Origin of the sequence: Tardiphaga robiniae, from assembly GCF_013359755.1 — a bacterium.
In the GTDB taxonomy this organism is placed as follows: Bacteria; Pseudomonadota; Alphaproteobacteria; order Rhizobiales; family Xanthobacteraceae; genus Tardiphaga; species Tardiphaga robiniae.
Genome location: NZ_JABMCJ010000079.1, coordinates 13,313 through 40,306 on the forward strand (window position 1 = coordinate 13,313; position 26,994 = coordinate 40,306).

A 26,994-nucleotide genomic window follows, 5' to 3' on the forward strand; every position below is an offset into this window, starting at 1 on the left:
TCAATGCGTTTTGACCGCATCCGTTCCGCCTTGTCCGTTTCGCTGATTGCCAGCGCAGCGTTGATTTCGGCTCCTTCGTTCGCAGCCGACAATGCCTATGACGGGCTCTGGAATGTGACCATCGTTACCAAGACCGGCAGCTGCGAGCCGACGGCTCGCTATCCGTTGACCGTCACCGAAGGCCGCATCACTGCGCCCGGCGCCGACGTCAACGGCAAGGTTGGCCGCGAAGGCACCGTACGCGTATCGATCGGACCTGCTTTCGCCAACGGCCAGTTGTCCGGAAACACCGGATCGGGCAAGTGGAACGGCGCCTCGGGCGGCGTCCCCTGCAGCGGCCGGTGGGAAGCTTCGCGTCAGTAATCCCCAACCAGGAATGCTCCCCATGATGCCTACCTCGACCTCTCCGCGTTCGCTCGTTCGGACCGCGGTGCTCTGCGCGGCGCTCGGTCTGACGTCTGCGTCGGCATATGCCCAGTCAGCGCCGTTCGCCGGTATGGCCGGTGTATGGTCGGGTAACGGGACGATCTCGCTCGAGGACGGCTCCAAGGAGCGCATTCGCTGCAAGGCGACCTATGCCGTGAGCGGCGACGGCGCGGGACTGAACCAGTCCCTGCTCTGCGCCAGCGACAGCTACAAGTTCGAGCTGAAGAGCGACGTGAAGGCTAAAGGTGGCGAGCTGTCTGGTAGCTGGGCTGAGACGACCCGCGGCGTGACAGGGTCGCTTGAGGGCCGGGCAACCGCCGGCAAGTTCAATGTTGACGTTTCATCGCCAGCCTTCAGCGCAAAGCTGATCCTGACGACGACCGGCAACAAGCAGCAGGTCTCGATCACCTCCGAAGGCCAGTTCAGGGGCGCCAGCATTTCGCTCAGCCGCAGCTGATCGTTCCGCATGTTTGGAATTCGAACCCCGGTTGTTTCAAACAACCGGGGTTTTGTTTTGCTTCCATGACTCTGCCGAAGAGCGTCCGGGACCACCCGCCCGCAACGCAGCCCCACCGGATTCGTCCGTTGCAAAGCCGGGCGATGTCGCCGATAGAGCCTGTCCGTAAAGCTACACCGCTGCGTGAATCGTTGCAGCGCAAGAAACTGGTTCTCAGGGATTATGGATCGCCCCCCGTCGAAGGCCCGCGCCGCGCTGTGGATGTCCGGCTGGCTGCTTCTGATGCTGTTCGTCGCCATCGGCGGTCGCGAGACGCTGCGCGAACTCAATGTCTTCCAGGTGATGGAGATCCGCTCCGTCTTCGGCTTCGTCATGCTGTTGCCGATCCTGTATTTCAACGGCGGCTTTCGCGCCATGAAGACCACACGGCCGCTGGCGCATGTGTCGCGCAACCTCGTGCATTACGGCGCGCAGCTCGGCTGGTTCTACGCACTCACGCTCATTCCCCTGAGCCAGCTCGTCTCCATCGAGTTCACCATGCCGATCTGGATCGCGATCATGGCGGCGTTCTTTCTCGGCGAGCGCATGACGCTCTGGAAGATCGTCGCCATCGTGCTCGGCCTGATCGGCGTGATCGTCATCGTTCGCCCGACCACGGGCGTCGTCAATCCCGGTCAACTGATTGCGCTAGCCGCCGCATTTGGCTTCGGCATCTCGATCACGTTGATCAAGTCACTGACGCGGACGGACAGCGCGCTGAAGATCATCTTCTGGATGATCGTGGTGCAGTCGGTGGCCGGCGTTTTCCCCGCGCTATATTCCTGGCAGTGGCCATCGGCCTATGTCTGGGGCTGGCTTGTCGTGGTCGCCTTCTGCGGCACGTTTTCCCACTTCTGCATGGCGCGCGCGATGCTCTACGCCGATGCGACGGTGGTCGTGCCGATGGACTTTCTGCGCGTACCACTCAGTGCCACCATCGGATGGTTACTATACTCTGAACGGCTCGACATGTTCACATTGCTCGGCGCAGCTCTCATTCTCGCCGGCAACACGCTGAACCTGCTCAGTACCGATCGACCGCCGGTGCGTGCGGCGGCCTGACGCATCGGGTTCCCCTTTTTCGATTTTATTATCCGAGTGCGTGTCTCGACATTTTGGCGCACGCCCGCAATTGGTACTTTTCCCAATGTGTCTAGGGTCGAATGACCGGATTCGTGGGGGAGATCGTATCGTGCGCCATTTCGCTTTTGCCCTGTCTGCGCTGTCCATCCTGTTCAGCGCGGATGCAGCGCTCGCCGACAAGCGCGTCGCTTTCGTCGTTGGCAATGGCAGCTACAAGAATGTCGATCCGTTGCCGAACCCGCCGATCGACGCGAAGGCCATGGCCAGCGCGCTACGCAATGTCGGCTTCGACGTCATCGAAGGATCGAACCTGACGCGCGACGGCATGACCGAAAAGCTGCTCGACTTCGGCCGCAAGGCGCAGGGCGCCGATGTCGCGGTGTTCTTCTATGCCGGCCACGGTATCTCGGTGAACAACATCAACTACCTTTTGCCGATCGATGCCAATCTGAAGTCGGAGATGGACGTCAAGCTCGGCGCAGCCATCAATGTCGAGACCACCCTCGACCAGACCATGGGCGATGCCAAGGTGAAGCTGGTATTCCTCGATGCCTGCCGCGACAATCCGTTTGCCGCCAAGATCCGCTCCAGCGGATCTGCCACGCGCAGCGTCGCGGTGTCGTCCGGCCTTGCGGAGATGAAATCCGGCGAAGGCACGCTGATCGCATTCGCCACCAGCCCCGGCCAGACCGCCCTCGACGGCAAGAGTGGAAGCAACAGCCCGTTTACCCGCGCGCTGCTCAACAACATCACCACGCCCGGCGCCGAGATCCAGCAGGCGATGACGAAAGTGCGCGCGCAGGTGCAGGACGAAACCAACAAGGGCCAGCTGCCCTGGGGCCACACCAATCTGATCGGCGCAGTCTATCTCAATCCGGACGTGCAGGCGCAGGTCGCCGTTGCCGCGGCCAGCCCCACCGCCACCATGCCCGCGGCGGCCACCGCCGGCTCCGATGTCGAGCTCGAGTTCTGGCGCTCGATCAAGGACTCGAACCGACCGGAGGAACTCAACGCCTACATCTCGATGTACCCGAACGGCCAGTTCAAGCCGCTCGCCCTTGCCCGCATCGCCGCGCTCCAGGAAGCCGCGACGGCCCCGCGTACTGCTGCGCCGGGCGTGGACAAGGCCGTGTTTACCGAGCAAGCCAACCAGCTCACCGAGGACAAGATCGGTCTCGACAAGGTCAAGCGGCGCGACGTGCAGCGCCGCCTCAACGGCCTTGGCTTCGACACCCAGGCGACCGGCAGCTTCGATGCCGGGACCCGTGGCGTGATCACGCGGTGGCAGGCGGCACGCGGTTACCCGACGTCGGGCTATCTCAACAAGGTGCAGCATGCCGCATTGCTCACCGAGGTCGTCGCGCTGAAGGAGGAACCGGCACCCGCACCGAAGCCGGTGCGCCGCCAGGTGCAACAGCAGACCTATGAGGAAGCGCCCGTGGTCCGGCGCCAGGCCGCGCCCGCCCCCGCCCCGGCCATCGATCCCGCCGGTCCCGGCCGGTTCATTGGCGGCGTCGTTGGCGGCTTCCTTAACCGCTAAGCCCGCTACCTGGAGCGGCAGCCTACTTGCCGGCTGCCTTGCGCAGCGCGTCGTTCATGCGGTCCTGCCAGCCTGGTCCGTCCTGCTGGAAATATTCCAGCACATCCTGATCGATCCGCAGCGACACCAATTCGCGCACACCGGGAACGGCTGCCTTGGCGACCGGTGCCTCGACCGGCTTCGTGGTGGTCTTCTTGAACGCCGCCTCCGCCTCGGTGCGGGCATCCTGGAGCGTGCGCGGGCGTCGCGGGGGCTGTGCCATCTCGGTCAGATTCCTTCCAACATTGCCGTCGAGAGATAGCGCCCGCTGAGCGCCTGCACAATCGCTTCCACGGTGTCGCCGAAGATGCGTCCGCACAAGGGCGCGACGTGGCGGCTACTCGCCTCTGCTGCAGGACCGGCAATGTCAGCAAATTTTACAAATGTCATTCATCGTAACAGGCGGATTCTTCGTGACGCACGTGGCATCGCACAAAGGTGACCGCGCTGCGGCACAAACATGCGCTGACTTAAAAAACTTCAAAGCAACGCATTTGTGTTGCGACACGGTCAAACAAATCGGATTAGGATCGCATCATGTCCGATGAGACGACGAAGGAGGTCACGATGTCAGCATCAGCTGAAGTCCGTACGACCAAAACGTCCCATCCCGCGCCGCGTGGCAGCGATCTTCCGACCTGCCCCGTTTGTGCCGACTCGATGATTGCTGCCGAGGCGTCGGCCTTTCTCACCGATGACGTCGTCAGCTATCTCTGGACCTGCGATACATGCGGCTATGGTTTTGTGACCAAGCACGCCTTTCGCCGGACGGTCTGCAACTAGCTAGCGCTGTTCGCGCGGACCAGCGTGAACCGATCTTGGATTGCTCCGCGATCCGAGGAAGCAACCGATTGTGACTATCACATTCACCGTGCCTCTGCTTGCCCGCCGAGGGCTGCTTTCCACGCGGATGGCACAACCAAAACGCCCAGTAAGGCGAACGCTGCCAGTATCGCCCATGCGTCATTGACGCTCCAAACAAAAGCAGCCGCTCGCGCCGAGGCTCAGCATATCGTCTCGACCGGCGTCCGCGTCGGCGCAGCATCGGCACGCGTCAAGGTCAGCAATCTGCGCAAACGATTTGCACCGTCACGCGTGCACCAAGTAACGACCACGCTGCAGTCACACCTTCGCCATTTCTGATGTTCCCAAGCCGTGCTAACCAGCTGTCGGGTCTACAGCGGAGAAGCCGTCTCTCGGGTCGAGGGGATACCCGCACTGGAGTCGGTCATGACCGGTCAAATTCCCTTCTTCGTGCCTAAGCGCACGATCACTGCAAGTGAGGTCGCGGGCATCGCGGGCTTACTTTTTGTTACAAAAGATTTCCTCATTTCGGCTGGAGCAGCGCTAGAGACAGCGCGTCGCGGCGAGCTCAGCTATATGGACAATCACAAGTATCTTGAGGCCTTGAGGCAGACGAATGCAGGCGCTTGTCTTGTCTCCCCGCGCTTCAGCGCGTCCGTTCCAAAGGAGACCTACTCTTTTGTGACACCTCAGCCGTATTTGATTTACTCAAGGATCCTCGCGTTGCTCTATCCAGGAGCGGCTATCCCGGGGTCACTTTTCGAGACCGACGGCATTTCTCCAAACGCCACGATTCATGCTTCGGCCATCATCGATTGCGGGGCTACCATCGATCCCGGCGCAGTAATCGGTCCCCGGGCCAGGATCGGTGAACGCACTTATATCGGGTCAAACGTCGTGATCGGCCCGGACGTCACCATCGGGAGCCATAGCTCAGTCGGCGCCGGCGCTATCATTGCGCACGCAACTGTCGGCAATCACGTCATTGTCCATCCAGGCGTATCGATCGGTCAGGACGGCTTCGGATTCGTGCCCGACAAAGGCGGACATATCAAAATTCTCCAGGTCGGAGGCGTCATTATTGAGGACTGCGTCGAAATAGGCGCAAACACGACCATCGATCGCGGGTCGACCCGCAACACGTCTATCGGCGAAGGCACGAAGCTCGATAACCTCGTACAAGTCGCCCACAACGTGACGATTGGCAGGCACTGCCTCATCGCCGCGCAAGTCGGAATTGCCGGGTCTGCAACTCTCGGGAGTTTTGTTGCAATAGGCGGCCAGACTGGAATTGCTCCTCATCTGACAATCGGCGACGGCGCACAGATAGCCGGTGCAAGCGGCGTCACGCGCGACGTGCCTGCGGGAGAGCGGTGGGCAGGATTTCCAGCCCGGCCCAGCCGCAGGTTTTTCCGGCAATACAAGGCCATGGAAATGCTTGCGGCCGGTGACCGCGAGACAAACGATTGATGAACCTGCAAACCGGACCTGGCTGCCGGCCGAGGCACGGATGATCGACTGGCCGGTGAAGTCGGAACCGGTGAAGGCGACCTAGTTGACCTCCGGTTACCGCGGCGGAATGTCGCCGCGCGCCCAGCCCTCGCGCGTATGCGCCCGAAACTCTTCAAACGTTCCAGCCTCGATGGCCGCGCGGATGCCCTGCATCAGGCTCTGGTAATAGGCGATGTTGATTTCAGACAGCAGCATCGCGCCGAGGGTTTCGCCGGAGCGCACGAGATGATGCAGATAGGCGCGCGAGTAATCGCGTGCGGCCGGCCAGGTGCTCTCTTCATCCAGCGGACGCGGATCGTCCTGATGCCGCGCATTGCGCATGTTGATCTGGCCGTGGCGCGTGAAGGCCATGCCGTGGCGGCCATTACGGGTCGGCATCACGCAGTCGAACATGTCGACGCCGCGCGCCACCGCTTCCAGCATATCATCCGGCGTGCCGACGCCCATCAGATAGCGCGGCCGCTCCGAGGGGAGGATCGGAACCACCTCCTCGATCATCGCCAGCATCACGGCCTGCGGCTCGCCGACGGCGAGGCCGCCGATCGCGTAGCCATGAAAGCCGATATCGATCAGCCCACGCGCACTGGCCCGGCGCAATTCCGGCACGTCGCCGCCCTGCGCGATGCCGAACAGCATATAGCCGTCCGGCGCCGTCTCGAAGGCGCGCTTGCAGCGCTCGGCCCAGCGCAGCGACAACTGCATCGCGCGGTCGATATCGGCATGTTCCGCTGGCAGCCGGACGCATTCGTCGAGCTGCATCGCGATGTCCGAATTCAGCAGCCGCTGGATCTCGATGGCGCGCTCCGGCGTCAACTCGAACTTCGCACCGTCGATATGTGAGCGGAACGTGACGCCCTGCTCGGTCACCTTGCGCAGCTGCGCCAGCGACATCACCTGGAAGCCGCCGGAGTCGGTCAGCATCGGACCGTTCCAGGTGGTGAATTTCTGCAGGCCACCGAACGACGCGACGCGTTCGGCGCCGGGGCGCAGCATCAGATGATAGGTATTGCCGAGCACGATATCGGCGCCGGCATCGCGCACGTCGCGCCAGTGCAAGCTCTTCATCGCACCGAGGGTGCCGACCGGCATGAAGGCCGGTGTGCGCACCACGCCATGCGGCGTCGTCAGCTGGCCCCTGCGTGCCGTGCCGTCAGTGCGCAGCAGTTCGAAATGATTGGCGACGGTCATTGATTGCGTGTGTCCCGAAACAGCAGACTGGCGTCGCCGTATGAATAGAAACGATAGCCGGTCGCGATGGCATGGGCATAGGCCTGCTTCATCGTATCCATGCCGGCGAAGGCAGAGACCAGCATGAACAGCGTTGAACGCGGCAGATGGAAATTCGTGAGCATGATATCGACGGCGCGGAAGCGATAGCCGGGCGTGATGAAGATCGCAGTCTCGTCGGCGAACGGATGAATAACGCCGTCCTCGGACGTTGCGCTTTCCAGCAAACGCATTGAGGTCGTGCCGACGGCAACAACGCGTCCGCCGGCCGCATGCGCTGCGTTCAATGCATCCGCCGTTGCGCGCGAGATCGTACCCCATTCGGAATGCATCTTGTGCTCGGCGGTGTCGTCGACCTTCACCGGCAGGAAGGTCCCGGCTCCGACATGCAGCGTGATGCGATGCAGGCCGACGCCGCGCGCCTTCAGAGCGGCTTCCAGTGCCGGCGTGAAATGCAGTCCCGCCGTCGGTGCGGCGACGGCGCCGTCATTGGCGGCGAACATGGTTTGATAATCGGCCGTGTCACGCTCGTCCGGAGCGCGTTTTCCGGCGATGTAAGGCGGCAGCGGCGGCGCGCCGAGTTCGGCAATCGCCTGATCCAGCGCGGGGCCGTGAAACGAGAAAGAGAAGATGATCTCACCGGCATCGCCCTTGTGCTCGACTTGCGCGTCGAGATGTCCGAGCAGGCAGACGCGGCCTTCATTGCCGAAGCGCACCGTATCGCCTTCGACGAGCTTCTTTGCAGGCCGTACCAGCGCCTGCCAGCGCGAACCGTCGAGGCGCTTGATCAGCGTCGCATCGATCTTCGGTTCGGTCTCGCGGCCAATGCGGCGGCCCGTGAGCTGCGCCGAGATAACCCTGGTGTCGTTGACGACCAGCTGATCGCCGGGCTTCAGCCAGGTCGGCAGATCCGATACGACATGATCCTGCACGCCGATACCCGGCTGAACAACAAGCAACCGCGCAGCATCCCGCGGGCTGGCGGGCCGCAGCGCGATGTTCTCGGCCGGAAGTTCAAAATCGAAGATATCGGTACGCATGGGTTTGTAGTTATTCCCACTCCGTCATGGCCGGGCTTATCCCGGCCATCCACGCCTTGGTGTTGATGCCTATAAAACGTGGATGCCCGGGACAACTAGCGAAGTTCGCTTCGCGCTGCCCGGGCATGACGAACGTGAGGGATGAGCTTAACTTAGGCAGCCGCGTCGGCAGCCATATGCGCCTTGACGATCTTGTCGGGGTTCTGCACCGGCTCGCCGCGCTTGATCTTGTCGACGTTCTCCATGCCTTCGGTGACCTTGCCCCAGACAGTGTACTGCTTGTTGAGGAACGACGCGTCGTCGAAGCAGATGAAGAACTGGCTGTCGCCGGAATCCGGGCTGGCCGCGCGGGCCATCGACAGCGTGCCGCGCACATGCGGCTCGTTATTGAATTCGGCCTTCAGCTTCTTGCCCGAACCGCCGGTGCCGGTGCCCTGCGGACAGCCGGTCTGCGCCATGAAGCCGTCGATGACACGGTGGAAGACGATACCGTCGTAGAAGCCTTCGCGCACGAGCTCCTTGATACGGGCGACATGGCCCGGGGCCAGATCCGGGCGCATCTCGATGGTGACGGGACCCTGGGTGGTTTCAAGGATCAAAGTATTCTCGGTAACAGCCATGCTCGTCTCTCTACTGGTTTGGGTTGGTTTCGGCGGTCGTCAAACCGCACTCGGAAGGGGCGTCCAGCGACCGCGTCGCCCAGGCCCCCGGTAAATGGCATCGGCGTGCAATGTTGCAATGTCTCCATCACAGCCGTTCGGTAAGCAACGCTGTCGGCCTCGGAGGCATCCGGCGTCTCGAAGGTAATTCGCGGCCTTCCGAGAAGTTCACCGGATCGCTTGAAGCTGAACAGCACCGTGATCTCCATGCCCGGATGGCCTCGCGGCAAGGCGGGCGGATGCCAGCACGCTTTCAGCCTTCCGAACATGCCCTCCAGCGTACTCACGGCGTCAGATTGCCCCGACGCCGGATGCGCCTGAAGGACGCCAGACAGCAATGATGCCGCGAGCAGAGCAATCACCCTGCATCGCGGCATCATGATGCTCACTTGATGTCGGAAGCGACCTGAACCTTGACCATCTTGTCAGGGTCGGTCACGGCACCACTGGCCGAGCCGGGAGGCGCCTTCTTGAGCTTGTCCACCACGTCCATGCCAGCGACGACGTCGCCAACCACGGTGTATTTGCCGTTCAGCGACGAACCTTCGGCGAACATAATGAAGAACTGCGAATTGGCCGAATCCGGATCGCCGGCACGTGCCATGCCAACAACGCCGCGCTTGTACGGCACCTGCGAGAATTCGGCCTTCAGGTTCGGATATTTCGATCCGCCGGTGCCGTTGAAGTTCTTGCCGTCGCCGGTCTGCGCCATGAAGCCGTCCATCACGCGGTGGAACGGTACGTTGTTGTAGTAGCCTTCGCGGGCGAGCAGCTTGATGCGCTCGGCGTGCTGTGGGGCGATATCGGTGCGCAGTTTGATGATGATCCGGCCCTTGGTCGTGTCGATCACAACCGAATTGGCCTTGTCGAGGCCAGCCGGAAGGGCTGCCGGAGCCTGCGCGAAAGCGGGAGCCGCGAACATCAGCGCGGCAGCAAGTGCGACTATACGGATCATGGAAACTCCGGATCAGAGAAAGCCGGTCAGCCGGCCAGGATACTTATTTCGGTTTATGCGACGAATTTGGACTTGAGGCTCTTGGCGACCGCGTCCGGGACGAAAGCCGAAACGTCGCCGCCCATGGCGGCGATTTGCCGGACCAGTGTGGCGGTGATCGGGCGGACGCTCACCGAGGCCGGAAGAAATACCGTCTGCACATCCGGCGCCATGGTCTCGTTCATGCCGACGATCTGCATCTCGTAATCGAGATCGGTGCCGTCGCGCAGCCCGCGGATCATGATGGTCGCACCGATCTGCTGCGCCAGTGTGGTGGTGAGATTGTCATAGGTCGTGCAGTCGAATTCGCAGCCGGCGGCCGAGGCCAGCGGTCCGAACACCTGCTTCACCATCTCCAGCCGCTCGTCCGTCGAGAACAGCGGCTTCTTGCCGGGGTGCACGCCGATGGCGACCACGAGCTTGTCGCACAGGCCAACGGCATGGCGGACCACATCGAGATGGCCATTGGTGACGGGATCGAATGAACCGGGATAAAGCGCGATACGGGGCATTCCCCCTCCTACCCCGCCCCCGTTCGAGCTGCAAGCCAACTTGGTTCCGCCCGCTGGGGCCGAACGGCCGATGTTTATTTTCGGACAGGGCTCGAACCGGATGCCGGGTCAGTGCGTCTACTGGGTACGCAGCAACGATATTGAAAACATTGGGCTTTCGAGCCTCATGTGTCGTCATGCGCGTACGGACGAAACACAAACCGGGCCGGATGAAACCACTTTGCCCGGACACGACAACTTCCTGAAACCGGGCCTGATTAATCAGGCAAGCACAGGAAGCGACAAACAAACCGGGCCAAAACGGCCCGAATGACAGGGGACCGTCATGATCAAGACTCTCTCAGCAGTTGCCGTCGCAGCTTTCATCGCAGCCGCCCTCACCGTTCTGCCGGGCTTCGCTCCGAAGGTCGAGGCGTCGGTGCCGGTGGCCCTCGCCAAGGCCGACCGTCTGGACATCCACACGGTAGGTCGCAACTGCTCCGAGCAGGCCTGGCCGAACTTCGAGGCCTCCTGCCTGCGTAACGCAGCCAGCAAGACGATCACTGTCCGCGAAGTCCGCCTCGTGACCACCGAGCGTCGCTAAGCGGCAAAGGATACCGCACCCCGGTCAGAGCCGGGGTGTACTGATACTTAATCCGGGCAATCGAACTACACTCCCCCAACGCGCGCGATGCATAGTTCAGTGAAATTCTCGCGACACCTGCTTCAACTAATTTCATAGCAATTCGCGACGCAACGTCGCAGACTGCTGGTTAAGCGCGATCGTGAAAGCGCGAGTCCCGTGAGGGCTGCCAGTGACCGCCATCCCAGCCGCATCGCCAGGCCACTCTGGCGGACTTCCTCTCACGGCAACGATCGGCGCGCTCGGCGTCGTCTATGGTGATATCGGCACCAGCCCCCTTTACGCATTGAAGGAAGCCGTGAAGGCGGCGGCCCATGGCGGGCCTCTCACGTCCGAAGCAACGCTCGGCGTGGTGTCGCTGATCCTCTGGGCGTTGATCCTCATTATCTCCCTGAAATACGCGCTTCTGATTCTGCGCGCCGACAATCGCGGCGAAGGCGGCATCGTTGCCCTGCTGGCACTGCTCCACGCGCGCAACGCAGAGCCGGGCACTTGGCGCATACATTTGCTGGTCGTCGGTCTCGTCGGCGCCGCCCTGCTCTATGGCGATGGCGCCATCACGCCGGCGATCTCGGTCCTATCAGCCATTGAAGGCCTCAAGGTCGATGCACCGTCGCTTGCGCCGGCCGTGGTGCCGCTCACCGTCATCATTCTGATCGGGCTGTTTCTGATGCAGAGTAAGGGCACCGGTTTCATCGGCGGCATCTTCGGGCCAGTGATGCTGGGCTGGTTTGCCGTGCTGGCGCTGCTCGGCATCCATGGCATCGTGCAATCGCCCGGCGTGCTCGCTGCCGTCAGTCCGCTCTATGCCTTCGAATTCCTGATCCACCAGGACTTCCACATCAGCTTTGCCATTCTCGGCGCCGCCTTCCTAGCCGTGACCGGCGGCGAAGCGATGTATGCCGATATGGGCCATTTCGGCCGGATGCCGATCCGGCTCGCCTGGTTTGCCATCGCCCTGCCGGCGCTGGTGCTGAACTATTTCGGCCAGGCGGGACTGCTGATCGCCGACCCCACCGCCATCAACAACCCGTTCTATCAACTGGCGCCGGACTGGCTGCACTACCCGCTGGTGGCCTTTGCGACCGTCGCGACGGTGATCGCCTCGCAGGCTATCATTTCCGGTGTGTTCTCGCTGACGCAGCAATCGATCCAGCTCGGCTTCCTGCCGCGGATGCAGATCCGGCACACCACCAGCCACGCCATGGGCCAGATCTATGTGCCGCTGGTGAACTGGCTGCTGGCGGCGGCGACGTTGGCCGCCGTGCTCAGCTTCGGCACATCGGACGCGCTGGCAGGCGCCTATGGCATCGCCGTATCGCTGCTGATGGCGATCACCACGCTGCTCGCGGCATTGGTCGCGCTGCAATGGGGCTATCCGCCGCTTCTCGTCGTGACGGTGAACGGCTTCTTCTTCATCATCGATTGCATCTTCTTCGCCGCCAATTCCACGAAGCTGTTCGAAGGCGGCTGGTTTCCGCTATTCTTGGCGGCTGCTGTGGCGTTCCTGATGTTGACCTGGCGCAGCGGTGTCAAACTCGTCGAAAGCGCCCGCGCCAAACTGCGTCAACCCGAAGAGGACCTGATCGAGACGGCCGTCAGTCGCTGCCATGCGCGCCTCAATGGCACCGCGGTGTTCCTGGCATCCATGCCGAACGGTGTGCCGCTCGCACTGACGCAATTCGTCAAGCACAACCACGTCCTACATGAGCGCGTCATTCTGGTGACTGTGCTGATCGCCGAAGTGCCGCGCGTCCCGGATGCCGATCGCGCCGAAATTATCGAAGTCATTGAAGGGATCACGCGCGTCATCCTGCATTACGGCTTTATGCAGTATCCAACGATTTCAGACGGGCTCGGCCTGGCCTCCGAACAGGGCAAGCTGCCCGGAATCGACCTCGCCGAGATCACCTATTACATCGGCCGGGAGACCATCATTCCCAGCGACAAGGTCGCCGGGATGGCGGTGTGGCGCGAAACCGTATTCGCGTTCCTGCAACGTAACGCCGAACGCTCCGCAGCGTTCTTTGGCGTGCCGACCAAGCAGGTTGTCGAGTTCGGCACCGAAATCGAGATTTAAATCGCTCGCGATTTAAGCCTCGGCCGGTCACGACTGCTCGCAGCAGGCCTGGCCGAACGTCGAGGCCTCCTGCCTGCGCTCTAGCGATCGACGCCCGCAAGGCGCGGGGCCTCTGCGAAACACGCGATGAGCATTTCGGTAAGAACCCGCACCTTCCGTGCGGGATGCTGACTTGGCGGCCGGATGACATAGACACCTGCCGGTGGTGGCGGATGGCGTGTCATGACCGGAACAAGCGCGCCCGAGGCGACATCGTCATGGGTGATGCCATCGGGGAGCCAGGCGATGCCGAGTCCTGCCAATGCTGCGGCGCGGAGAGCCGTGCCGTTGTCGGCTTTGAAGCGCCCTTGCGGGCGCACCGTGATTGTCTTGTCGCCATCCATGAATTGCCAGGCTTCCGTACCCTGCATGAGAGCCTGATGCGCGACGAGTTCGTCCGGCGTCTCGGGGGAACCATGCGCTTCGATATAGTCCGGGCTGGCGACCAGTTTTCCATAGATAGGCCCGACGTGTCGCGCGATCAGGTTGGAGTCCGGAAGATAGCCAACCCGGATCGCGCAATCGAAGCCTTCGGCGATGAGATCAACGAAGCGATCACTGTAGACGCTATGGATGTGGAGCTGCGGGTGCCGTCGCGCCATGTCCGCAAGCACGGGAGCTAAGTGCGTTGGGCCGAAAGTAAGCGGCACGGCAATGCGCAAGCGGCCGCAAAGCTCGCCATCCGGCAGGAGCAATTCCCTGGCCGCGTCGATCTCGGCGCAAGCTCGCGCTGCATGGTCGCGAAACGCGACTCCCGCTTCGGTGAGCGCAGCGCCGCGCGTGGTTCGTGCGAGAAGCTGCACGCCAAGTTCCGCTTCAATGCGAGCAAGCTGCCGACTGACGATCGACTTGGAGACGCTGAGCCGACGCGCAGCGGGCGAAACGCCCCCGGCATCGGCAACTTCCACGAATGTCCTGAGCGCTTCGATGTCCAATTCGGCATTCCCCATTCCGCAACACAGCTTGCCACGGAAGGGCACTACCTCATCAAGCCCAAGAACGGCAATACCCCGTCAAGACAGCGCCGCCGTTGGCGCATGTCCCATCAAGAAGACCAATCTCACTCACAACGGCACCAGAGGATATATTCATGACCTTTCGTAATGGCCTTGCGTCGCTCCTTCGTCCCGAAGACTCGGTTCTCATTCTGATCGACCACCAGCCCTACCAGCTCGCCAACGTGAACAGCCATGAACCGCAGATGGTGATCAACAATACGGCGGGCCTGGCGAAGGCCGCCAAGGCATTCGGCGTTCCCACCATCCTGACCTCGGTGCTCGCCGAGCGTGGCGGTCTCTTATTCCCTCAGATCACCGACGTGTTCCCCGGCCAGGAGGTGATCGACCGGACCTTCATCAACACCTGGGAAGACCCGAAGGCGGTGGACGCCGTCAAGGCAACGGGCCGCAAGCAATTGATCATCGCGGGCCTGTGGACTGAGATCTGCGTCGCGATGCCGACGATCCAGGCCCTCGGCGAGGGCTGGGACGTAACGGTCGTCACCGATGCCTCGGGCGCCGTTTCGGTCGAGGCCCATCAGGTCGCCATCCAGCGCATGATCGCGGCCGGCGCCAACATGATGACCTGGCTGGCAGTGTCCGCCGAATGGCAGCGCGACTGGGCGCGGGCTGAGAGTGCCGCCAAGCTAACGGAAGTGATGACGCAGCATGCAGGCGGCAGCGGCATTGCGTATCTGTGGGAGCAACAGCTCCTCAATACGCCGGTGCCGAAGAGCGCAGGCGCATAGCGCCGAAAAGCCCCTTTCGACCGAGCAAGCGCGAGGTGTTGGGTTCTCGCTTCGCTCAACCCATCCCGCACATCACATACATAAAAGAAAAACCCGCGGCATGACCGCGGGTTTTTTATCAACGTGCCAGCCGCTGCGGAGAGCCTCAGCCCTCCGCCACCGGCGCACCGTTGCCATTCTCGCCCTCTTCGCCCTCGCCCGCCTCGCCGATATGCTCGACCGACACGACGTGCTCGTCGTCAGCCGTGTTGAACACGATGACGCCCTGGGTCGAACGGCCGGCAATGCGGATACCTTCCACCGGACAGCGGATGAGCTGGCCCTTGTCGGTGACAAGCATGATCTGGTCGCTGTCCTCGACCGGGAACGAAGCGATCAGCTTGCCATTACGGTTGTTAACCGACATCGCGACGATACCCTTGCCGCCGCGGCCGGTGGTGCGGTACTCGAACGACGAGGTCCGCTTGCCGTAGCCGTTCTCGCTGATGGTCAGCACGAACTGCTCGGATGCCGACATCTCGACATAGCGCTGCTCGCCGAGTTCGATGGCGCCGGTCGCCTCTTCGGTCTCCACAGCAGCCGCCGCTTCGTCCGCGACATCGGCACGCTCCTCGGCGCCGCCGCGACGCACCGCATTGGCACGGCGCAGATAGGCCGCGCGTTCATCTGAATTTGCCTCCAGATGGCGCAGGATGGTGAGCGAGATCAGCTTGTCGCCCTCCGCCAGCGAAATGCCGCGCACGCCCATGGAGCTGCGGCCCTGGAACACGCGAACGTCTGTCACCGGGAAACGGATGCACTGGCCGCCGGCCGCTGTCAGCAGCACGTCGTCATGTTCGGTGGCGATCTGCACATCGACGATCGCTTCGCCCTCATCGAGCTTCATCGCGATGATGCCGGAGCGCCTGACATCGACGAAGTCAGAGAGCTTGTTGCGGCGAACATTGCCGCCGGTGGTCGCGAACATCACGTCGAGATCGTTCCACGTCGCCTCGTCCTCAGGCAGCGGCATGATCGTGGTGATGCGCTCACCCTGCTCCAGCGGCAGGATGTTGATCATCGCCTTGCCGCGGCCGTTTGGCGGCGCGATCGGCAGACGCCAGACCTTTTCCTTATAGACCTGGCCGCGCGACGAGAAGAACAGCACGGGCGTATGGGTCGAGGCGACGAACAGACGCGAGACGAAATCCTCGTCGCGCGTCGCCATGCCGGAGCGGCCCTTGCCGCCGCGACGCTGTGCCCGATAGGTCGAAAGCGGTACGCGCTTGACGTAGCCATGATGCGACACCGTCACCACCATGTCTTCGCGCTGGATCAGGTCTTCGTCTTCGACCTCGCCCTCTTGCTCCATGATGACGGTCTTGCGCGGCGTCGCGAATTCCGACTTCACCGCACCGAGCTCGTCCTTGATGATGCCCTGAACGCGCGCGCGCGAACGCAGGATCTCCAGATAGTCCGCAATCTCGACGGCGAGCTTGTCCAGCTCGTCGGAGATTTCTTCGCGGCCCAGAGCTGTCAAGCGAGCCAGTCGCAGATCGAGAATGGCCTTGGCCTGTTCGAAGGACAGCCGCGCGGTGCCGTCTTCCTCGAGGCGATGACGCGGATCGTCGATCAGCATCATCATCGTCGCCACGTCCTGCGCGGGCCAATGACGCTCCATCAGGATGTCACGTGCGGTGGCGGGATCCGGCGAAGTACGAATGACACGGATGACTTCGTCGATATTCGCCACTGCAATCGCGAGGCCGACGAGGATATGCGCGCGATCGCGCGCCTTGTTGAGCAGGAACTTGGTACGGCGCGTGACGACCTGTTCGCGGAACGCGACGAAGATCGTCAGCAGATCCTTCAGGTTCATCAGCAACGGACGACCGGTGTCGAGCGCCACCATGTTGGCGCCGAAATTGGTCTGCAGCGGCGTGAACTTGTAAAGCTGGTTGAGCACCACCTCCGGCACCGCGTCCCGCTTCAATTCGACGACGACGCGAAAACCGTCGCGGTCGGATTCGTCGCGTAGATCGGAAATGCCTTCGATCTTCTTGTCGCGCACCAGTTCGGCGATGCGCTCCACCATGGTGGCCTTGTTCACCTGGTAGGGAATTTCCGAGACGATGATCGCTTCGCGATCCTTGCGCGTCGGCTCGATCGAGACCTTGCCGCGCATGACGATGGAACCGCGGCCGGTGTGATAGGCCGTACGAATTCCGGCGCGGCCGAGAATGATGCCGCCGGTCGGGAAATCCGGACCTGGGATGATCTTGTTCAGATCGTCAATGGTCAGTGACGGATCATCGATCAACGCGACGCAGGCGTCGATGACTTCGCCGAGATTGTGCGGCGGGATGTTGGTGGCCATGCCGACGGCAATGCCGCCGCCGCCATTCACCAGCAGATTGGGAAACTTCGCGGGCAACACGCGTGGCTCACGGAACGAGCCGTCATAGTTGTCCTGATAGTCGACCGTGTCCTTGTCGAGATCGTCGAGCAGCGACTGCGCGATCTTGGTCAGGCGCGATTCCGTGTATCGCATCGCGGCGGCCTGATCGCCATCTACCGAACCGAAATTGCCCTGACCGTCGATCAGCGGCACGCGCATCGAGAAGTCCTGCGCCATGCGGACCATGGCGTCATAGACCGACTGGTCGCCGTGCGGATGATACTTACCAATGACGTCGCCGACGGTTCGCGCCGACTTGCGATACGGCTTGTTCCACTCGAAGCCGTTCTCATACATTGCATAGAGAATGCGGCGATGCACCGGCTTCAAGCCGTCACGCGCATCCGGCAGCGCACGCGCCACGATCACGCTCATGGCGTAATCGAGATACGAACGCTTCATCTCATCGAGGATGGATACGGGACGAATATCCGAGGGGGCTGGTGGCTCCCCAGGCTTCTGGTCTTCAGTGTCGGACAAGGATGATTTCCGGTCAGGTTTTGCTGGGAATCATATAGCGCATCGCGCGGCTTCAAGCCACCCCGCAGACAACGCCCGTGGCTCTATTTTCCTGCTGATTTTTCAAATGCTTACGGGAGCTGTACAGGGCTTGTGAAGTGGCCCCGAATAAGCCAGCCCGAACCCGCCGAATCTTGCGAAAATCATGCGGCCGTCTTGCAGCAATCTAGCGACCGAACACCACGGTGTGCATGACCCGGCCGGGCACAAGGGTGAACACGCCGGCGATCACCAGGGCGCCGGCGAAGATCGAAATCATGGTGATGGCATGCGCCCTGACGCGGTGCCGGCGTGCGGCGACCACTCCGACCACCAGCATCACCGGCGCGATGATCGACAGCAGGTGGATCGGGCTCCAGTCTCGCCACAGCCGGTAGCTATGGCCGTGGATCCCAAACGAACTGATCGCAACGGTGGCGAGCAGGATCACCCAGATCCAGCCGAGCGTCCTGTGTGGCAGCGTGCCCTTGGGCGCGATCAATTGAACGACACCGAGCACGAATGCGACCATGGCCGCAAAAGCATGCAGCGGGATTGGAGCGGCGGCATCAAGCAGCGGCTGAAGCGACATGGTGGCCCTCGTGTTCAGGAGGCAGCATCAGCTCACCATCGCAGAAATCTTTCCATTGTAAAGATCATATTGCCGCCGCGTTGCCACAGCTAACCGCACCCTCAAAAAGCAAAACGCGCTGCAAGCAATCAGCTCACAGCGCGCGATGCAGAAGTTCAGGACGTCCTGACAGCAGATCAGAAGGGTTATATGTGGTTATGGACGTGATGCGTGAGGCGGTCGAGGAGCGCGCCGGTGACCGAGGCTGGATTCCGGGATATCTCCAGGTCGCGCCTGGCGGACGGCTGCACCTTGTTTCGTGCGCGCCTCACGGGCTGATCGTGGCTGAATGGTTGGTTTCGGACGCAAGGCTCTCCGAGACAGGGGACCGCGCTAGTCGAGGCGACCCAAAGTATCCATGCCTCGCTCCGGGCGGACCGGGGCTCGACCACGCAATGATTCAAATCGTGAGCGAGCGTCAGATGCTGCCACCAGGCCCCCGTGCGAAATGTTGAGATCCATCAAGTTCATAGTTGCCAGCTAATCCAGTGGTTTGGCTTTTATCGCCTTGGTCACCCAGGGCGGCCTCATTGATATGCTCTCCTAGGACTCGCGTGATGACCTTATCGAAATTGAGGGGGTCGGCACCGTTGACTTGTATCAAGGACCATCCGTCCCGGCGCAAGCACTCGCCGATCTCCCTTGAGATATTGGCCTGCTTCAAGCCCCTGTCCACGCCGAGTTCGAACAGGAGGACTTCGATGAGCGGCTGGTGCGCATGCCGATCCGTAAGACGGCGGCGCAACGTTTCCTGCGGCGCATCGAGCTGGACAAGCAGGTCCGGTCGCGGAAGGAACGCTAGGCAGTCACGAACCACGTCAATGCTTGGAGTTCGCGCCAGCAAAACCAGCGCACACAATGCCTGGATCAGGCCTTCTTCAAAAATGAAGTAACCTTCCGATTCCTGCGCTTTACGCCAAGATTCGCACAGTAGAGCGATGTCGACCTTCATGCGCCACGACCATGTGCGGCTTCGTAGCGGGATTGATGCTAGAAGCCGCGCCGCGACACCGTCCTTCGGCAGGGTCGATAGCAAGACAGGACCGGAGGTGGCAATCTTTCTGCCAATACGCCCAATGCCATGGCGCGTCTCCGGGCCGTCATCCTGGGCCGACGCATATTCAATCAGGCGATAACCGTTCACTGTCTTCAGGTTGATGCCTTCTTGCGCCAGCCCCCGGCAGAGGCCGCGAAGAAGTGTGGTCTTGCCTGCACCCGGCGGCCCAAATAACTCGATGATCATGGTGGAATGCCCAGCGCCTCGGAACAAGCTGTCATTTACCTGCAGGTCAGAGCTTAGCCGGATTACAAACCACACCAACGTTCATTTGAATGACTGTTCGGATCCGCGGACTGCCGCCCGTCGACTAGTCGGATCACGCCTGCCGCTCCGTTCCGGCATCGTGCGAATGCATGAAGACGTCGTCCCGACATCGAGGTTAGCGTCGGCGGACTCGAGGGACATATCCTTATGCTCAACGGTGACACGCCCAGCTATCGCGCGAGCCACCAGTCGGTTGATGTCGTTGCCGACTACGTCAGCACCTTCGAGGTGGGCCATTGCGCGGCATTGTGGCGGGACGTCGAACAGCCCTTGCTCGAAAGCATTCTGCGCCGGCTCGGAGGGCCACAGCGAACAAGCCTCGACTTCGCCTGCGGAACCGGACGCATTGCGAAGGTCGCCGCTCGGTTGTTCGGCTCGGTTGTCGGGGTCGATGTGTCAGAAGCGATGCTTTCGGCAGCTTCGGTGCCAGACAACGTGACGCTGCTATGCGTCGACGTCACCAAGGTTCCTCTCGAACAGACATTTGACGTTGCCACCGCATTTCGGTTCTTCTTGAATGCAGAAGACACGCTTAGGCGCGACGCATTGCGGGCGATCTATCGGCATCTTCGCAACGACGGCGTATTGGTGTGCAATATCCAGCTCAATGCAACGTCACCCATCGGGTCGTTCAGTCGTGTCCTGAACTGGGCATATCCGAGCAGACCTCGACACACCCTGACTTTGTATCAATTTTCAAGCCTGCTGTCGGATGAGGGATTTGAGGTCGTGGAGAGCACGTATTACGGCTATCTCCCGCGACCGGGCCGGTTGTTTCCACATCTCTGCGAGGCGCTGATCGAGCCATTCGAAAAGGCGTGCCGGAGGCTCAAGGTGCCGGGATTATTGGCGGAGAGTTTTATTGTCGCGGCGCGAAAGCGGGAACGCCTGTTTCCTCAGGTGCAGGACCCTCGGCGAATCGTGCAGGCACCAACAACCTCTTGAGGTTCGGGAGCATGATCATCGAGTTCTTTGGCCCGGCAGCCGCAGGAAAGACCACCTTCGCCCACGCGCTGTGCAAGCGGCTCAACGAGCGCGGCCATCATGCGAATGTTGTGCTCAGCTAGCCCAAGGGTCCGGCAGCCCGCTCTCCCTATCCAAGAGAAGCCCAAACCTCTCGCCGCCCTCCATTACAACGGGCTTTACGCGAAATCGGCTGGCAATGCGTTGATTTATCAAACGAAAGCCCCGCTTGTTTACACAAGCGGGGCCCACAGAATCTGATTCGAGTCTCGTCGGCAATCCGGAAGCTGAAAAACGCTAAGTCATTGAAGAAGCGACGAAAGCGTTTTTTAGTTTACACACAGCTCCAACCAACAGTCAGAACGGGATGTCGTCATCCATGTCGCTGCCGCGGCCACCACCGCCGGCCGGTGCGGCCACGCGGCGCTGCGGCGGAGCGCTCGACTGGCCGCCGCCGAAGCTGTCGCCCATGTCATCGCCGCCGTAACCGCCGCCACCACCCGCGCCGCCGCCCTTGCCGTCGAGCATGGTCAGCGTCGAGTTGAAGCCCTGCAGCACGATCTCGGTGGAGTATTTCTCGACACCCTGCGGATCGGTCCATTTGCGGGTCTGCAGCGCGCCTTCGATATAAACCTTGGCGCCCTTCTTCAGATACTGCTCGGCGACCTTGGCGAGACCTTCGCTGAAGATCACGACGCGATGCCACTCGGTCTTTTCCTTGCGCTCGCCGGTGCCCTTGTCGCGCCAGGTATCCGAGGTCGCGACGGTCAGGTTGACGACCGGGTTGCCGTTCTGCATCCGGCGGACTTCTGGATCCTTGCCGAGATTGCCGACCAAAATCACCTTGTTGACGCTACCCGCCATGCCACTCTCCTACGCTCGAACCTGAATTTGCTGATTGGGCGCCGGCGCAGGCCCTGGCCCGCGCGCAAACGCCGCTGATGATGCGACCCTATACGGTCCGCGCTCCCGCGCAGGCCCCCGCGACCGGGTTATCCACGATCTCTTATATGATCGTCGTCCCATATAGCATGTTCCATTTTTGTTCTCAAGAACACCCCTTGGCGAATTGTTGGGCGACGACGAAGTGCCGAGTCGTCGCTGTCGCGTCTGAGTCGAGCAATAGTGGAACCCGAAGGGAACCGCGCCCCGCCAAAATTCATATACCTTTCATTAACTTAGAAACGGCCAAACATCGAAGACGAGTGTGCTATTTGGGTGACGGACTTTTTGGCAGACTTGCGTATATTTCGATCACTGAATTGCATTTGGCGCTTGCGCCGGGACACGAGGCTTCGCCGACGCGAAGCAATTTTGGGGAGAATTCACATGAAGAAGTTTCTTTTGGGCACCGTTGCCTTGATCGCTCTGGGCGCTTCGGTTCCGGCAATGGCTGCTGACTTGGCCGCTCGTCCCTATACCAAGGCTCCGGCTTATGTTCCCGCCCCGATCTACAACTGGACCGGTTTCTACATCGGCGGTCACGTCGGCGGCGCGTTCAACGGTTCGAACGGCTTCGGCGGCACCTCCGACAATTCGGACGGCCGTTTCCTCGGCGGTCTGCAGATCGGCTACGACTACCAGTTCGCTCCGAACTGGGTGTTCGGCATCGAAGGTCAGTACAGCTGGGTTGGTTCGAACAACACCAACGTCGCTTTCGTTCCGGCTGGCGTCACCTACAACCTGAACCAGAAGGGCCTCGCCTCGGTCACCGGTCGCATCGGTTACACCTGGGGTCCGGCACTGCTCTACGTGAAGGGCGGCTACGCTTATTCCGACTACAGCGAATCGCTGGTCACGACCGTTGGCGCCGTTCCGGTGGCTTTCGCAGCTGGCACCAAGCATGACGGTTACACCGTCGGCGCCGGCCTCGAATACCTGTTCACCCAGAACTGGTCGGGCAAGGTTGAGTACCAGTACTACGACTTCGGCAAGACCACTTTTGCTGCTCCGTCGCCGATTGGCATCGTCGGCCTGTCGTCCCGCAACGACGAGCACACCGTCAAGGCTGGCCTGAACTACCGCTTCAACTGGGGTGGCCCGGTCGTCGCGAAGTATTGATCTTCGCGCCTGATCTCAGGCTTCTGACTTCGGAAAGGCCGGCGGAAACGCCGGCCTTTTTCATTTCATCGTAGCCGGTCCGTTGCCTGGAAGTGGTCGCACTAACTTGCTTCTATTCTGGCGCGTAGATATGCACTTTCGCGCAACCCCCGCGTTAGTTTCTTGGTGTTGCAATCGAAATACAGACGGCCTTACTGAATCACGCTAGGGTTGCGACATCAATTGGGGAGTCTGACCATGAAGAAAATTCTGATCGCATCCGTCGCCCTCGCCGCTGTCGGCGCCGGAACATCGGCTTCAGCTGCCGATCTGGCAGCGCGGCCCTACACCAAGGCGCGGCCGCCGATCGTCGATCCGACCTACAACTGGTCCGGCTTCTATATCGGCGCCAATGCAGGCTATGGCTGGGGTCGCGAAGATCATACCGACCTGCTGCCCGGCTTTGGCGGCTTCTGGACCTCCGGTACGTTCAGCCCCCTCGGCACCACCCAGCGCACCAAGCCCGCCGGCGCCGTCTATGGCGGTCAGGCGGGTTACAACTGGCAGTCGGCCAATTGGGTGTTCGGCGTCGAACTCGCAGGCGGCGGCGCGAACATGCGCGCGACTGACATCAGCATCTTCTTCCCAGGCTCGGATCGGATCAGCTCGAGGATCGATAGCACCCTCACTGCCTCCGGCCGCCTCGGCTACGCCTTCAACAACTGGTTGCCCTATGTGAAGGGCGGCTACGCCGGTGCCCGATTGAAGATGAGCAATTTCGACATTTTCGGAAGCCATCTGGACAACAGCCAGTGGCGCAGTGGCTACGTCGTCGGCGCGGGTCTTGAATATGGCTTCGCGACGAACTGGATCGTCGGTGTCGAGTATAATTACATGGATTTCGGCACGACGTCGTTCAGCGGTCAAAATCTCACGGCGACCGGAGTTCTGTTCGGCACCGAAAGGTTTGACGACAAGCTGACCGTGTCCACGGTCACCGCCCGTCTGAGCTACAAGTTCGGTGGCCCGGTCGTCGCGAAGTATTGAGCTTCGCCTGATCTCGGGCTCCTGACTTCGGAAAGGCCGGCGGAAACGCCGGCCTTTCTCGTTTGCCGGCCGCTGCGCAACCTCTCTCCCAACAAACCGTTGATCGTTGCTTCGGAGCACTGGAAATTCCCGCCCGTTCTTCCTATGTTCCAGCGACAATCAATTGGCGCCCGATCCCGGCCCGGCCGGCGATGCGCGCCCGGATGTGGCGCGCCCGACGCGCCGGGGAATTGCCTGTATGGACGAGATCATCAAGGCGAAGCGGCAGCAGGCCGCCGCCAACATGCGCAGCATCACCATCCGCGGCGCGCGCGAGCACAATCTCAAGAATGTCGATCTGACGATTCCGCGCGACAAGCTGGTGGTGTTCACCGGCCTGTCCGGCTCCGGCAAGTCGTCCCTCGCCTTCGATACGATCTATGCCGAAGGCCAGCGCCGCTACGTGGAGTCGCTGTCGGCTTACGCCCGGCAATTCCTCGAGATGATGCAGAAGCCGGATGTCGATCAGATCGACGGGTTGTCGCCGGCCATTTCCATCGAGCAAAAGACCACGTCGAAGAATCCACGCTCGACCGTCGGCACTGTGACCGAGATCTACGACTATATGCGCCTGTTGTGGGCGCGCGTCGGCATTCCCTATTCGCCGGCGACCGGATTGCCGATCGAGAGCCAGACGGTGTCGATGATGGTCGATCGCGTGCTGGCGCTGCCGGAAGGCACGCGTCTCTATCTGCTTGCGCCCGTGGTGCGCGGCCGCAAGGGCGAGTATCGCAAGGAGCTGGCCGAATATCTCAAGAAGGGTTTTCAGCGCGTCAAGATCGACGGCACCTTCCATGAACTCGCCGAAGCGCCCGTACTCGACAAGAAGTTTCCGCATGACATCGACGTCGTCGTCGATCGCATCGTTGTCAGGCCGGATATCGGCCAGCGCCTCGCGGAAAGTTTTGAGACCGCGCTGAAGCTCGCCGAAGGTCTTGCGGTCATCGAATATGCGGACGCTCCTGCCGCTCCCGCGGAAGACAAGAAATCCGACAAGAAGGTCGCGAAGATTCACGACAAGACAGGTGCCGAGCGCATCCTGTTTTCCGAGAAGTTCGCCTGCCCGGTCTCCGGCTTCACTATCCCCGAGATCGAACCGCGCCTGTTCTCTTTCAACAACCCCTATGGCGCCTGTCCGAAATGCGGTGGCCTCGGTGTCGAGCAGACCATCGATGCTGATCTGGTCATTCCCGACAAGGAGCTGACACTGCGCAAGGGCGCCATCGCGCCCTGGGCTAAGTCGTCGTCTCCCTATTACGTGCAGACGCTGACGGCACTCGGCAAGTTCTACAAGTTCACGCTCGACACCAAATGGAAGGACCTGCCGAAGAAGACGCAGAACGCCATCCTGCACGGCTCCGGCGATGACGAGATCAAGTTCTCCTATGAAGACGGCGTGCGCTCCTACGACACCAAAAAGCCGTTCGAGGGCGTCGTCACCAATATCGACCGCCGCTTCCGCGAGACCGAAAGCGAATGGGCGCGCGAAGAACTCGGCAAGTATTTTTCCGACGTGCCCTGCGATGCCTGCGAGGGTTATCGGCTGAAGCCCGAAGCGCTCAGTGTGAAGATCGGCGGCAAGCATATCGGCAACATCTCGGAAATGTCGGTGCGCAAGGCCGGCGACTGGTTTGAGACCGTGCCGGATCTGCTCAACAAGCAGCAGAACGAGATCGCCGTCCGCATCCTCAAGGAGATCCGCGAGCGCCTCTCCTTCCTGCTCGATGTCGGTCTCAACTATCTCACGCTGGCGCGCTCATCCGGCACGCTGTCGGGCGGCGAGAGCCAGCGTATTCGCCTGGCGTCCCAGATCGGCTCGGGCCTGACCGGCGTGCTCTATGTGCTCGACGAGCCCTCGATCGGTCTGCATCAGCGCGACAATGCGCGGCTGCTCGACACGCTGCGGCGGCTGCGCGATCTCGGCAATACCGTGATCGTGGTCGAGCATGACGAGGACGCGGTGATCGCCGCCGATTACGTGGTCGATGTCGGCCCCGGCGCCGGCACCCATGGCGGCAATATCGTCGCCCAGGGCACGCCCCAGGAGGTGATGAAGAATCCGAAGTCGCTGACCGGCAAATATCTCACCGGCGAAATGTCGGTGCCGGTGCCGGAGCGTCGTCCGCCGAACCATCGCCGCACCATCAAGGTGATCAATGCGCGTGGCAACAATCTCAAGAACGTCTCGGCGGAAGTCCCGCTCGGTCTGTTCACCGCGGTGACCGGCGTCTCCGGTGGCGGCAAGTCGACGCTGCTGATCGACACGCTCTACAAGGCCATCGCGCGCAAGCTCAACGGCGCCAGCGAAGGCGCCGCGCCGCATGACCGCATCGAAGGCCTCGAGCATATCGACAAGATCATCGAGATCGACCAGTCGCCGATCGGCCGCACGCCGCGCTCCAATCCGGCGACCTATACCGGCGCCTTCACGCCGATCCGCGAATGGTTTGCCGGCCTGCCGGAATCCAAGGCGCGCGGCTACGAGGCCGGCCGGTTCTCGTTCAACGTCAAGGGCGGCCGCTGCGAGGCCTGCCAGGGCGACGGCGTCATCAAGATCGAGATGCACTTCCTGCCCGACGTCTATGTCACCTGCGACACCTGCAAGGGCAAACGCTACAACCGCGAGACGCTCGAAGTTCTGTTCAAGGGCAAGTCGATCGCCGATGTGCTCGACATGACCGTGGAAGAAGCCGCCGACTTCTTCAAGGCGGTGCCGCGCGTGCGCGAGACTTTTAAAACCCTGCACCGCGTTGGACTGGATTACATCCATGTCGGCCAGCAGGCGACGACGCTATCCGGCGGCGAAGCGCAGCGCGTGAAGCTCGCCAAGGAGCTGAGCAAGCGCGCGACCGGTCGCACGCTCTACATTCTCGACGAGCCGACCACGGGACTTCACTTCCACGACGTCGCCAAACTGCTGGAAGTGCTTCATGAGCTGGTGGCGCAGGGCAACACGGTGGTGGTGATCGAGCATAATCTCGAAGTCATCAAGACCGCCGATTGGGTCATCGACCTCGGCCCCGAAGGCGGCGACGGCGGCGGCGAGATTGTCGCCTGGGGCCCGCCGGAAGATATCGTCAAGGCACCGCGCAGCTATACGGGCAAATTCCTGAAGCCGGTGCTGGAGAAGGCGGGGAAGCCGAAGAAGCGGAAGCAGGCGAGCGAAGCGGCGGAGTAGAAGAGTGCGTTTACGCG

At 61.6% G+C, this 26,994-nt stretch carries 26 protein-coding genes; 14 read left to right on the forward strand and 12 right to left on the reverse strand.

The features are described 5' to 3' along the window. Positions 1-3: 3 nt before the first annotated feature. The 4 genes from HP556_RS10840 (at position 4) to HP556_RS10855 (ending at position 3,545) form a co-directional block, all read left to right on the forward strand. Entirely contained in the window at positions 4-363 is a 360-nt protein-coding gene (locus tag HP556_RS10840; protein WP_068730757.1) for a hypothetical protein, read from the forward strand. 22 nt (positions 364-385) lie between these two features. After that, the gene (locus HP556_RS10845; protein ID WP_120289851.1) at positions 386-883 is read left to right on the forward strand and encodes a hypothetical protein; all 498 of its coding nucleotides are present in this window, start codon (positions 386-388) and stop codon (positions 881-883) included. A gap of 222 nt (positions 884-1,105) precedes the next feature. Then, entirely contained in the window at positions 1,106-1,984 is an 879-nt protein-coding gene (locus HP556_RS10850) for a DMT family transporter (protein ID WP_175367010.1), read from the forward strand. Between the two features lie 130 nt (positions 1,985-2,114). Beyond that, positions 2,115-3,545, forward strand: coding sequence for a caspase family protein (locus tag HP556_RS10855; RefSeq protein WP_338117560.1), 1,431 nt, complete (start codon positions 2,115-2,117; stop codon positions 3,543-3,545). A 22-nt stretch (positions 3,546-3,567) separates the two neighbouring features. Here the strand turns inward: HP556_RS10855 and HP556_RS10860 are convergent, their stop codons facing one another. Further along, positions 3,568-3,807 carry a BrnA antitoxin family protein gene (locus HP556_RS10860; protein WP_068730761.1) on the reverse strand — a complete coding sequence of 80 codons (240 nt, stop codon included), beginning with the start codon at positions 3,805-3,807 and terminating at the stop codon, positions 3,568-3,570. Positions 3,808-4,151: 344 nt separating this feature from the next. Between HP556_RS10860 and HP556_RS10865 the strand changes: the two genes are divergently transcribed. Then, positions 4,152-4,367, forward strand: a complete 216-nt coding sequence (locus HP556_RS10865) for a helix-hairpin-helix domain-containing protein (RefSeq protein ID WP_068730943.1) — start codon at positions 4,152-4,154, stop codon at positions 4,365-4,367. 447 nt (positions 4,368-4,814) lie between these two features. Beyond that, positions 4,815-5,858 carry a UDP-3-O-(3-hydroxymyristoyl)glucosamine N-acyltransferase gene (gene lpxD / locus HP556_RS10870; RefSeq protein ID WP_175367012.1) on the forward strand — a complete coding sequence of 348 codons (1,044 nt, stop codon included), beginning with the start codon at positions 4,815-4,817 and terminating at the stop codon, positions 5,856-5,858. A 96-nt stretch (positions 5,859-5,954) separates the two neighbouring features. Here lpxD and tgt read toward each other — a convergent pair whose 3' ends face one another. From tgt to coaD, 6 genes are all read right to left on the reverse strand, one after another. After that, positions 5,955-7,088, reverse strand: coding sequence for a tRNA guanosine(34) transglycosylase Tgt (tgt, locus tag HP556_RS10875; protein ID WP_175367013.1), 1,134 nt, complete (start codon positions 7,086-7,088; stop codon positions 5,955-5,957). Then, positions 7,085-8,167, reverse strand: coding sequence for a tRNA preQ1(34) S-adenosylmethionine ribosyltransferase-isomerase QueA (queA, locus tag HP556_RS10880; RefSeq protein WP_175367014.1), 1,083 nt, complete (start codon positions 8,165-8,167; stop codon positions 7,085-7,087). The genes tgt and queA overlap by 4 nt, the downstream gene beginning before the upstream one ends. 152 nt (positions 8,168-8,319) lie before the next feature. Beyond that, positions 8,320-8,787 carry a peptidylprolyl isomerase gene (locus tag HP556_RS10885; RefSeq protein ID WP_089264447.1) on the reverse strand — a complete coding sequence of 156 codons (468 nt, stop codon included), beginning with the start codon at positions 8,785-8,787 and terminating at the stop codon, positions 8,320-8,322. Next, positions 8,763-9,206 carry a hypothetical protein gene (locus HP556_RS30095; protein WP_089264715.1) on the reverse strand — a complete coding sequence of 148 codons (444 nt, stop codon included), beginning with the start codon at positions 9,204-9,206 and terminating at the stop codon, positions 8,763-8,765. The genes HP556_RS10885 and HP556_RS30095 overlap by 25 nt, the downstream gene beginning before the upstream one ends. Before the next feature lie 5 nt (positions 9,207-9,211). Continuing rightward, on the reverse strand, positions 9,212-9,781 hold the full coding sequence (locus tag HP556_RS10890) for a peptidylprolyl isomerase (RefSeq protein ID WP_089264448.1): 570 nt from the start codon (positions 9,779-9,781) through the stop codon (positions 9,212-9,214). 53 nt (positions 9,782-9,834) lie between these two features. Then, on the reverse strand, positions 9,835-10,332 hold the full coding sequence (gene coaD, locus HP556_RS10895) for a pantetheine-phosphate adenylyltransferase (RefSeq protein ID WP_175367015.1): 498 nt from the start codon (positions 10,330-10,332) through the stop codon (positions 9,835-9,837). Between the two features lie 70 nt (positions 10,333-10,402). On the opposite strand from coaD, the gene HP556_RS10900 reads away from it, so the two are divergent. The 3 genes from HP556_RS10900 to HP556_RS10910 all read left to right on the forward strand — a co-directional run bounded on the left by HP556_RS10900 (position 10,403) and on the right by HP556_RS10910 (position 13,034). Continuing rightward, on the forward strand, positions 10,403-10,645 hold the full coding sequence (locus HP556_RS10900) for a hypothetical protein (RefSeq protein ID WP_175367016.1): 243 nt from the start codon (positions 10,403-10,405) through the stop codon (positions 10,643-10,645). A gap of 12 nt (positions 10,646-10,657) precedes the next feature. Next, positions 10,658-10,915, forward strand: a complete 258-nt coding sequence (locus HP556_RS10905) for a hypothetical protein (RefSeq protein ID WP_089264450.1) — start codon at positions 10,658-10,660, stop codon at positions 10,913-10,915. Positions 10,916-11,126: 211 nt separating this feature from the next. Next, positions 11,127-13,034 carry a KUP/HAK/KT family potassium transporter gene (locus HP556_RS10910; RefSeq protein WP_175367017.1) on the forward strand — a complete coding sequence of 636 codons (1,908 nt, stop codon included), beginning with the start codon at positions 11,127-11,129 and terminating at the stop codon, positions 13,032-13,034. Between the two features lie 80 nt (positions 13,035-13,114). On the opposite strand, the gene HP556_RS10915 is transcribed toward HP556_RS10910, so the two are convergent. After that, the gene (locus HP556_RS10915; RefSeq protein ID WP_175367018.1) at positions 13,115-14,008 is read right to left on the reverse strand and encodes a LysR family transcriptional regulator; all 894 of its coding nucleotides are present in this window, start codon (positions 14,006-14,008) and stop codon (positions 13,115-13,117) included. A 155-nt stretch (positions 14,009-14,163) separates the two neighbouring features. Here HP556_RS10915 and HP556_RS10920 point away from each other — a divergent pair, with 155 nt between their 5' ends. Continuing rightward, positions 14,164-14,820, forward strand: coding sequence for a hydrolase (locus tag HP556_RS10920; RefSeq protein ID WP_175367019.1), 657 nt, complete (start codon positions 14,164-14,166; stop codon positions 14,818-14,820). A gap of 145 nt (positions 14,821-14,965) precedes the next feature. Here HP556_RS10920 and gyrA read toward each other — a convergent pair whose 3' ends face one another. The 3 genes from gyrA to HP556_RS10935 all read right to left on the reverse strand — a co-directional run bounded on the left by gyrA (position 14,966) and on the right by HP556_RS10935 (position 19,629). Next, complete coding sequence (gene gyrA, locus HP556_RS10925) at positions 14,966-17,737, reverse strand: DNA gyrase subunit A (RefSeq protein ID WP_175367020.1); 2,772 nt, start codon at positions 17,735-17,737, stop codon at positions 14,966-14,968. 205 nt (positions 17,738-17,942) lie between these two features. Further along, positions 17,943-18,347: a DUF2306 domain-containing protein gene (locus HP556_RS10930; protein ID WP_093758683.1), complete on the reverse strand. Its 405-nt coding sequence runs from the start codon at positions 18,345-18,347 to the stop codon at positions 17,943-17,945. A gap of 457 nt (positions 18,348-18,804) precedes the next feature. After that, positions 18,805-19,629 (reverse strand): nucleoside/nucleotide kinase family protein, encoded by an 825-nt coding sequence (locus tag HP556_RS10935; protein WP_244628505.1) that lies wholly within the window; start codon positions 19,627-19,629, stop codon positions 18,805-18,807. Between the two features lie 228 nt (positions 19,630-19,857). On the opposite strand from HP556_RS10935, the gene HP556_RS10940 reads away from it, so the two are divergent. Beyond that, entirely contained in the window at positions 19,858-20,655 is a 798-nt protein-coding gene (locus HP556_RS10940; RefSeq protein WP_175367021.1) for a class I SAM-dependent methyltransferase, read from the forward strand. A 375-nt stretch (positions 20,656-21,030) separates the two neighbouring features. Here the strand turns inward: HP556_RS10940 and HP556_RS10945 are convergent, their stop codons facing one another. After that, positions 21,031-21,537, reverse strand: coding sequence for a single-stranded DNA-binding protein (locus tag HP556_RS10945; protein ID WP_089264456.1), 507 nt, complete (start codon positions 21,535-21,537; stop codon positions 21,031-21,033). A gap of 465 nt (positions 21,538-22,002) precedes the next feature. On the opposite strand from HP556_RS10945, the gene HP556_RS10950 reads away from it, so the two are divergent. The 3 genes from HP556_RS10950 (at position 22,003) to uvrA (ending at position 26,977) form a co-directional block, all read left to right on the forward strand. Further along, positions 22,003-22,734, forward strand: a complete 732-nt coding sequence (locus HP556_RS10950; RefSeq protein WP_175367022.1) for an outer membrane protein — start codon at positions 22,003-22,005, stop codon at positions 22,732-22,734. A 237-nt stretch (positions 22,735-22,971) separates the two neighbouring features. Further along, positions 22,972-23,760 (forward strand): outer membrane protein, encoded by a 789-nt coding sequence (locus HP556_RS10955; protein ID WP_175367023.1) that lies wholly within the window; start codon positions 22,972-22,974, stop codon positions 23,758-23,760. 238 nt (positions 23,761-23,998) lie between these two features. Continuing rightward, on the forward strand, positions 23,999-26,977 hold the full coding sequence (uvrA, locus tag HP556_RS10960; protein ID WP_175367024.1) for an excinuclease ABC subunit UvrA: 2,979 nt from the start codon (positions 23,999-24,001) through the stop codon (positions 26,975-26,977). Positions 26,978-26,994 lie beyond the last annotated feature (17 nt).

Coding starts and splice junctions, on each gene's coding strand:
- HP556_RS10840 (WP_068730757.1), top strand. CDS start 4: ATGCGTTTTGACCGCATCCGTTCCGCCTTGTCCGTTTCGCTGATTGCC.
- HP556_RS10845 (WP_120289851.1), top strand. CDS start 386: ATGATGCCTACCTCGACCTCTCCGCGTTCGCTCGTTCGGACCGCGGTG.
- HP556_RS10850 (WP_175367010.1), top strand. CDS start 1,106: ATGGATCGCCCCCCGTCGAAGGCCCGCGCCGCGCTGTGGATGTCCGGC.
- HP556_RS10860 (WP_068730761.1), bottom strand. CDS start 3,807: ATGGCACAGCCCCCGCGACGCCCGCGCACGCTCCAGGATGCCCGCACC.
- HP556_RS10865 (WP_068730943.1), top strand. CDS start 4,152: ATGTCAGCATCAGCTGAAGTCCGTACGACCAAAACGTCCCATCCCGCG.
- lpxD (WP_175367012.1), top strand. CDS start 4,815: ATGACCGGTCAAATTCCCTTCTTCGTGCCTAAGCGCACGATCACTGCA.
- tgt (WP_175367013.1), bottom strand. CDS start 7,088: ATGACCGTCGCCAATCATTTCGAACTGCTGCGCACTGACGGCACGGCA.
- queA (WP_175367014.1), bottom strand. CDS start 8,167: ATGCGTACCGATATCTTCGATTTTGAACTTCCGGCCGAGAACATCGCG.
- HP556_RS10885 (WP_089264447.1), bottom strand. CDS start 8,787: ATGGCTGTTACCGAGAATACTTTGATCCTTGAAACCACCCAGGGTCCC.
- HP556_RS30095 (WP_089264715.1), bottom strand. CDS start 9,206: ATGATGCCGCGATGCAGGGTGATTGCTCTGCTCGCGGCATCATTGCTG.
- HP556_RS10890 (WP_089264448.1), bottom strand. CDS start 9,781: ATGATCCGTATAGTCGCACTTGCTGCCGCGCTGATGTTCGCGGCTCCC.
- coaD (WP_175367015.1), bottom strand. CDS start 10,332: ATGCCCCGTATCGCGCTTTATCCCGGTTCATTCGATCCCGTCACCAAT.
- HP556_RS10900 (WP_175367016.1), top strand. CDS start 10,403: ATGTTTATTTTCGGACAGGGCTCGAACCGGATGCCGGGTCAGTGCGTC.
- HP556_RS10905 (WP_089264450.1), top strand. CDS start 10,658: ATGATCAAGACTCTCTCAGCAGTTGCCGTCGCAGCTTTCATCGCAGCC.
- HP556_RS10920 (WP_175367019.1), top strand. CDS start 14,164: ATGACCTTTCGTAATGGCCTTGCGTCGCTCCTTCGTCCCGAAGACTCG.
- HP556_RS10930 (WP_093758683.1), bottom strand. CDS start 18,347: ATGTCGCTTCAGCCGCTGCTTGATGCCGCCGCTCCAATCCCGCTGCAT.
- HP556_RS10935 (WP_244628505.1), bottom strand. CDS start 19,629: ATGATCATCGAGTTATTTGGGCCGCCGGGTGCAGGCAAGACCACACTT.
- HP556_RS10940 (WP_175367021.1), top strand. CDS start 19,858: ATGCTCAACGGTGACACGCCCAGCTATCGCGCGAGCCACCAGTCGGTT.
- HP556_RS10945 (WP_089264456.1), bottom strand. CDS start 21,537: ATGGCGGGTAGCGTCAACAAGGTGATTTTGGTCGGCAATCTCGGCAAG.
- HP556_RS10950 (WP_175367022.1), top strand. CDS start 22,003: ATGAAGAAGTTTCTTTTGGGCACCGTTGCCTTGATCGCTCTGGGCGCT.
- HP556_RS10955 (WP_175367023.1), top strand. CDS start 22,972: ATGAAGAAAATTCTGATCGCATCCGTCGCCCTCGCCGCTGTCGGCGCC.
- uvrA (WP_175367024.1), top strand. CDS start 23,999: ATGGACGAGATCATCAAGGCGAAGCGGCAGCAGGCCGCCGCCAACATG.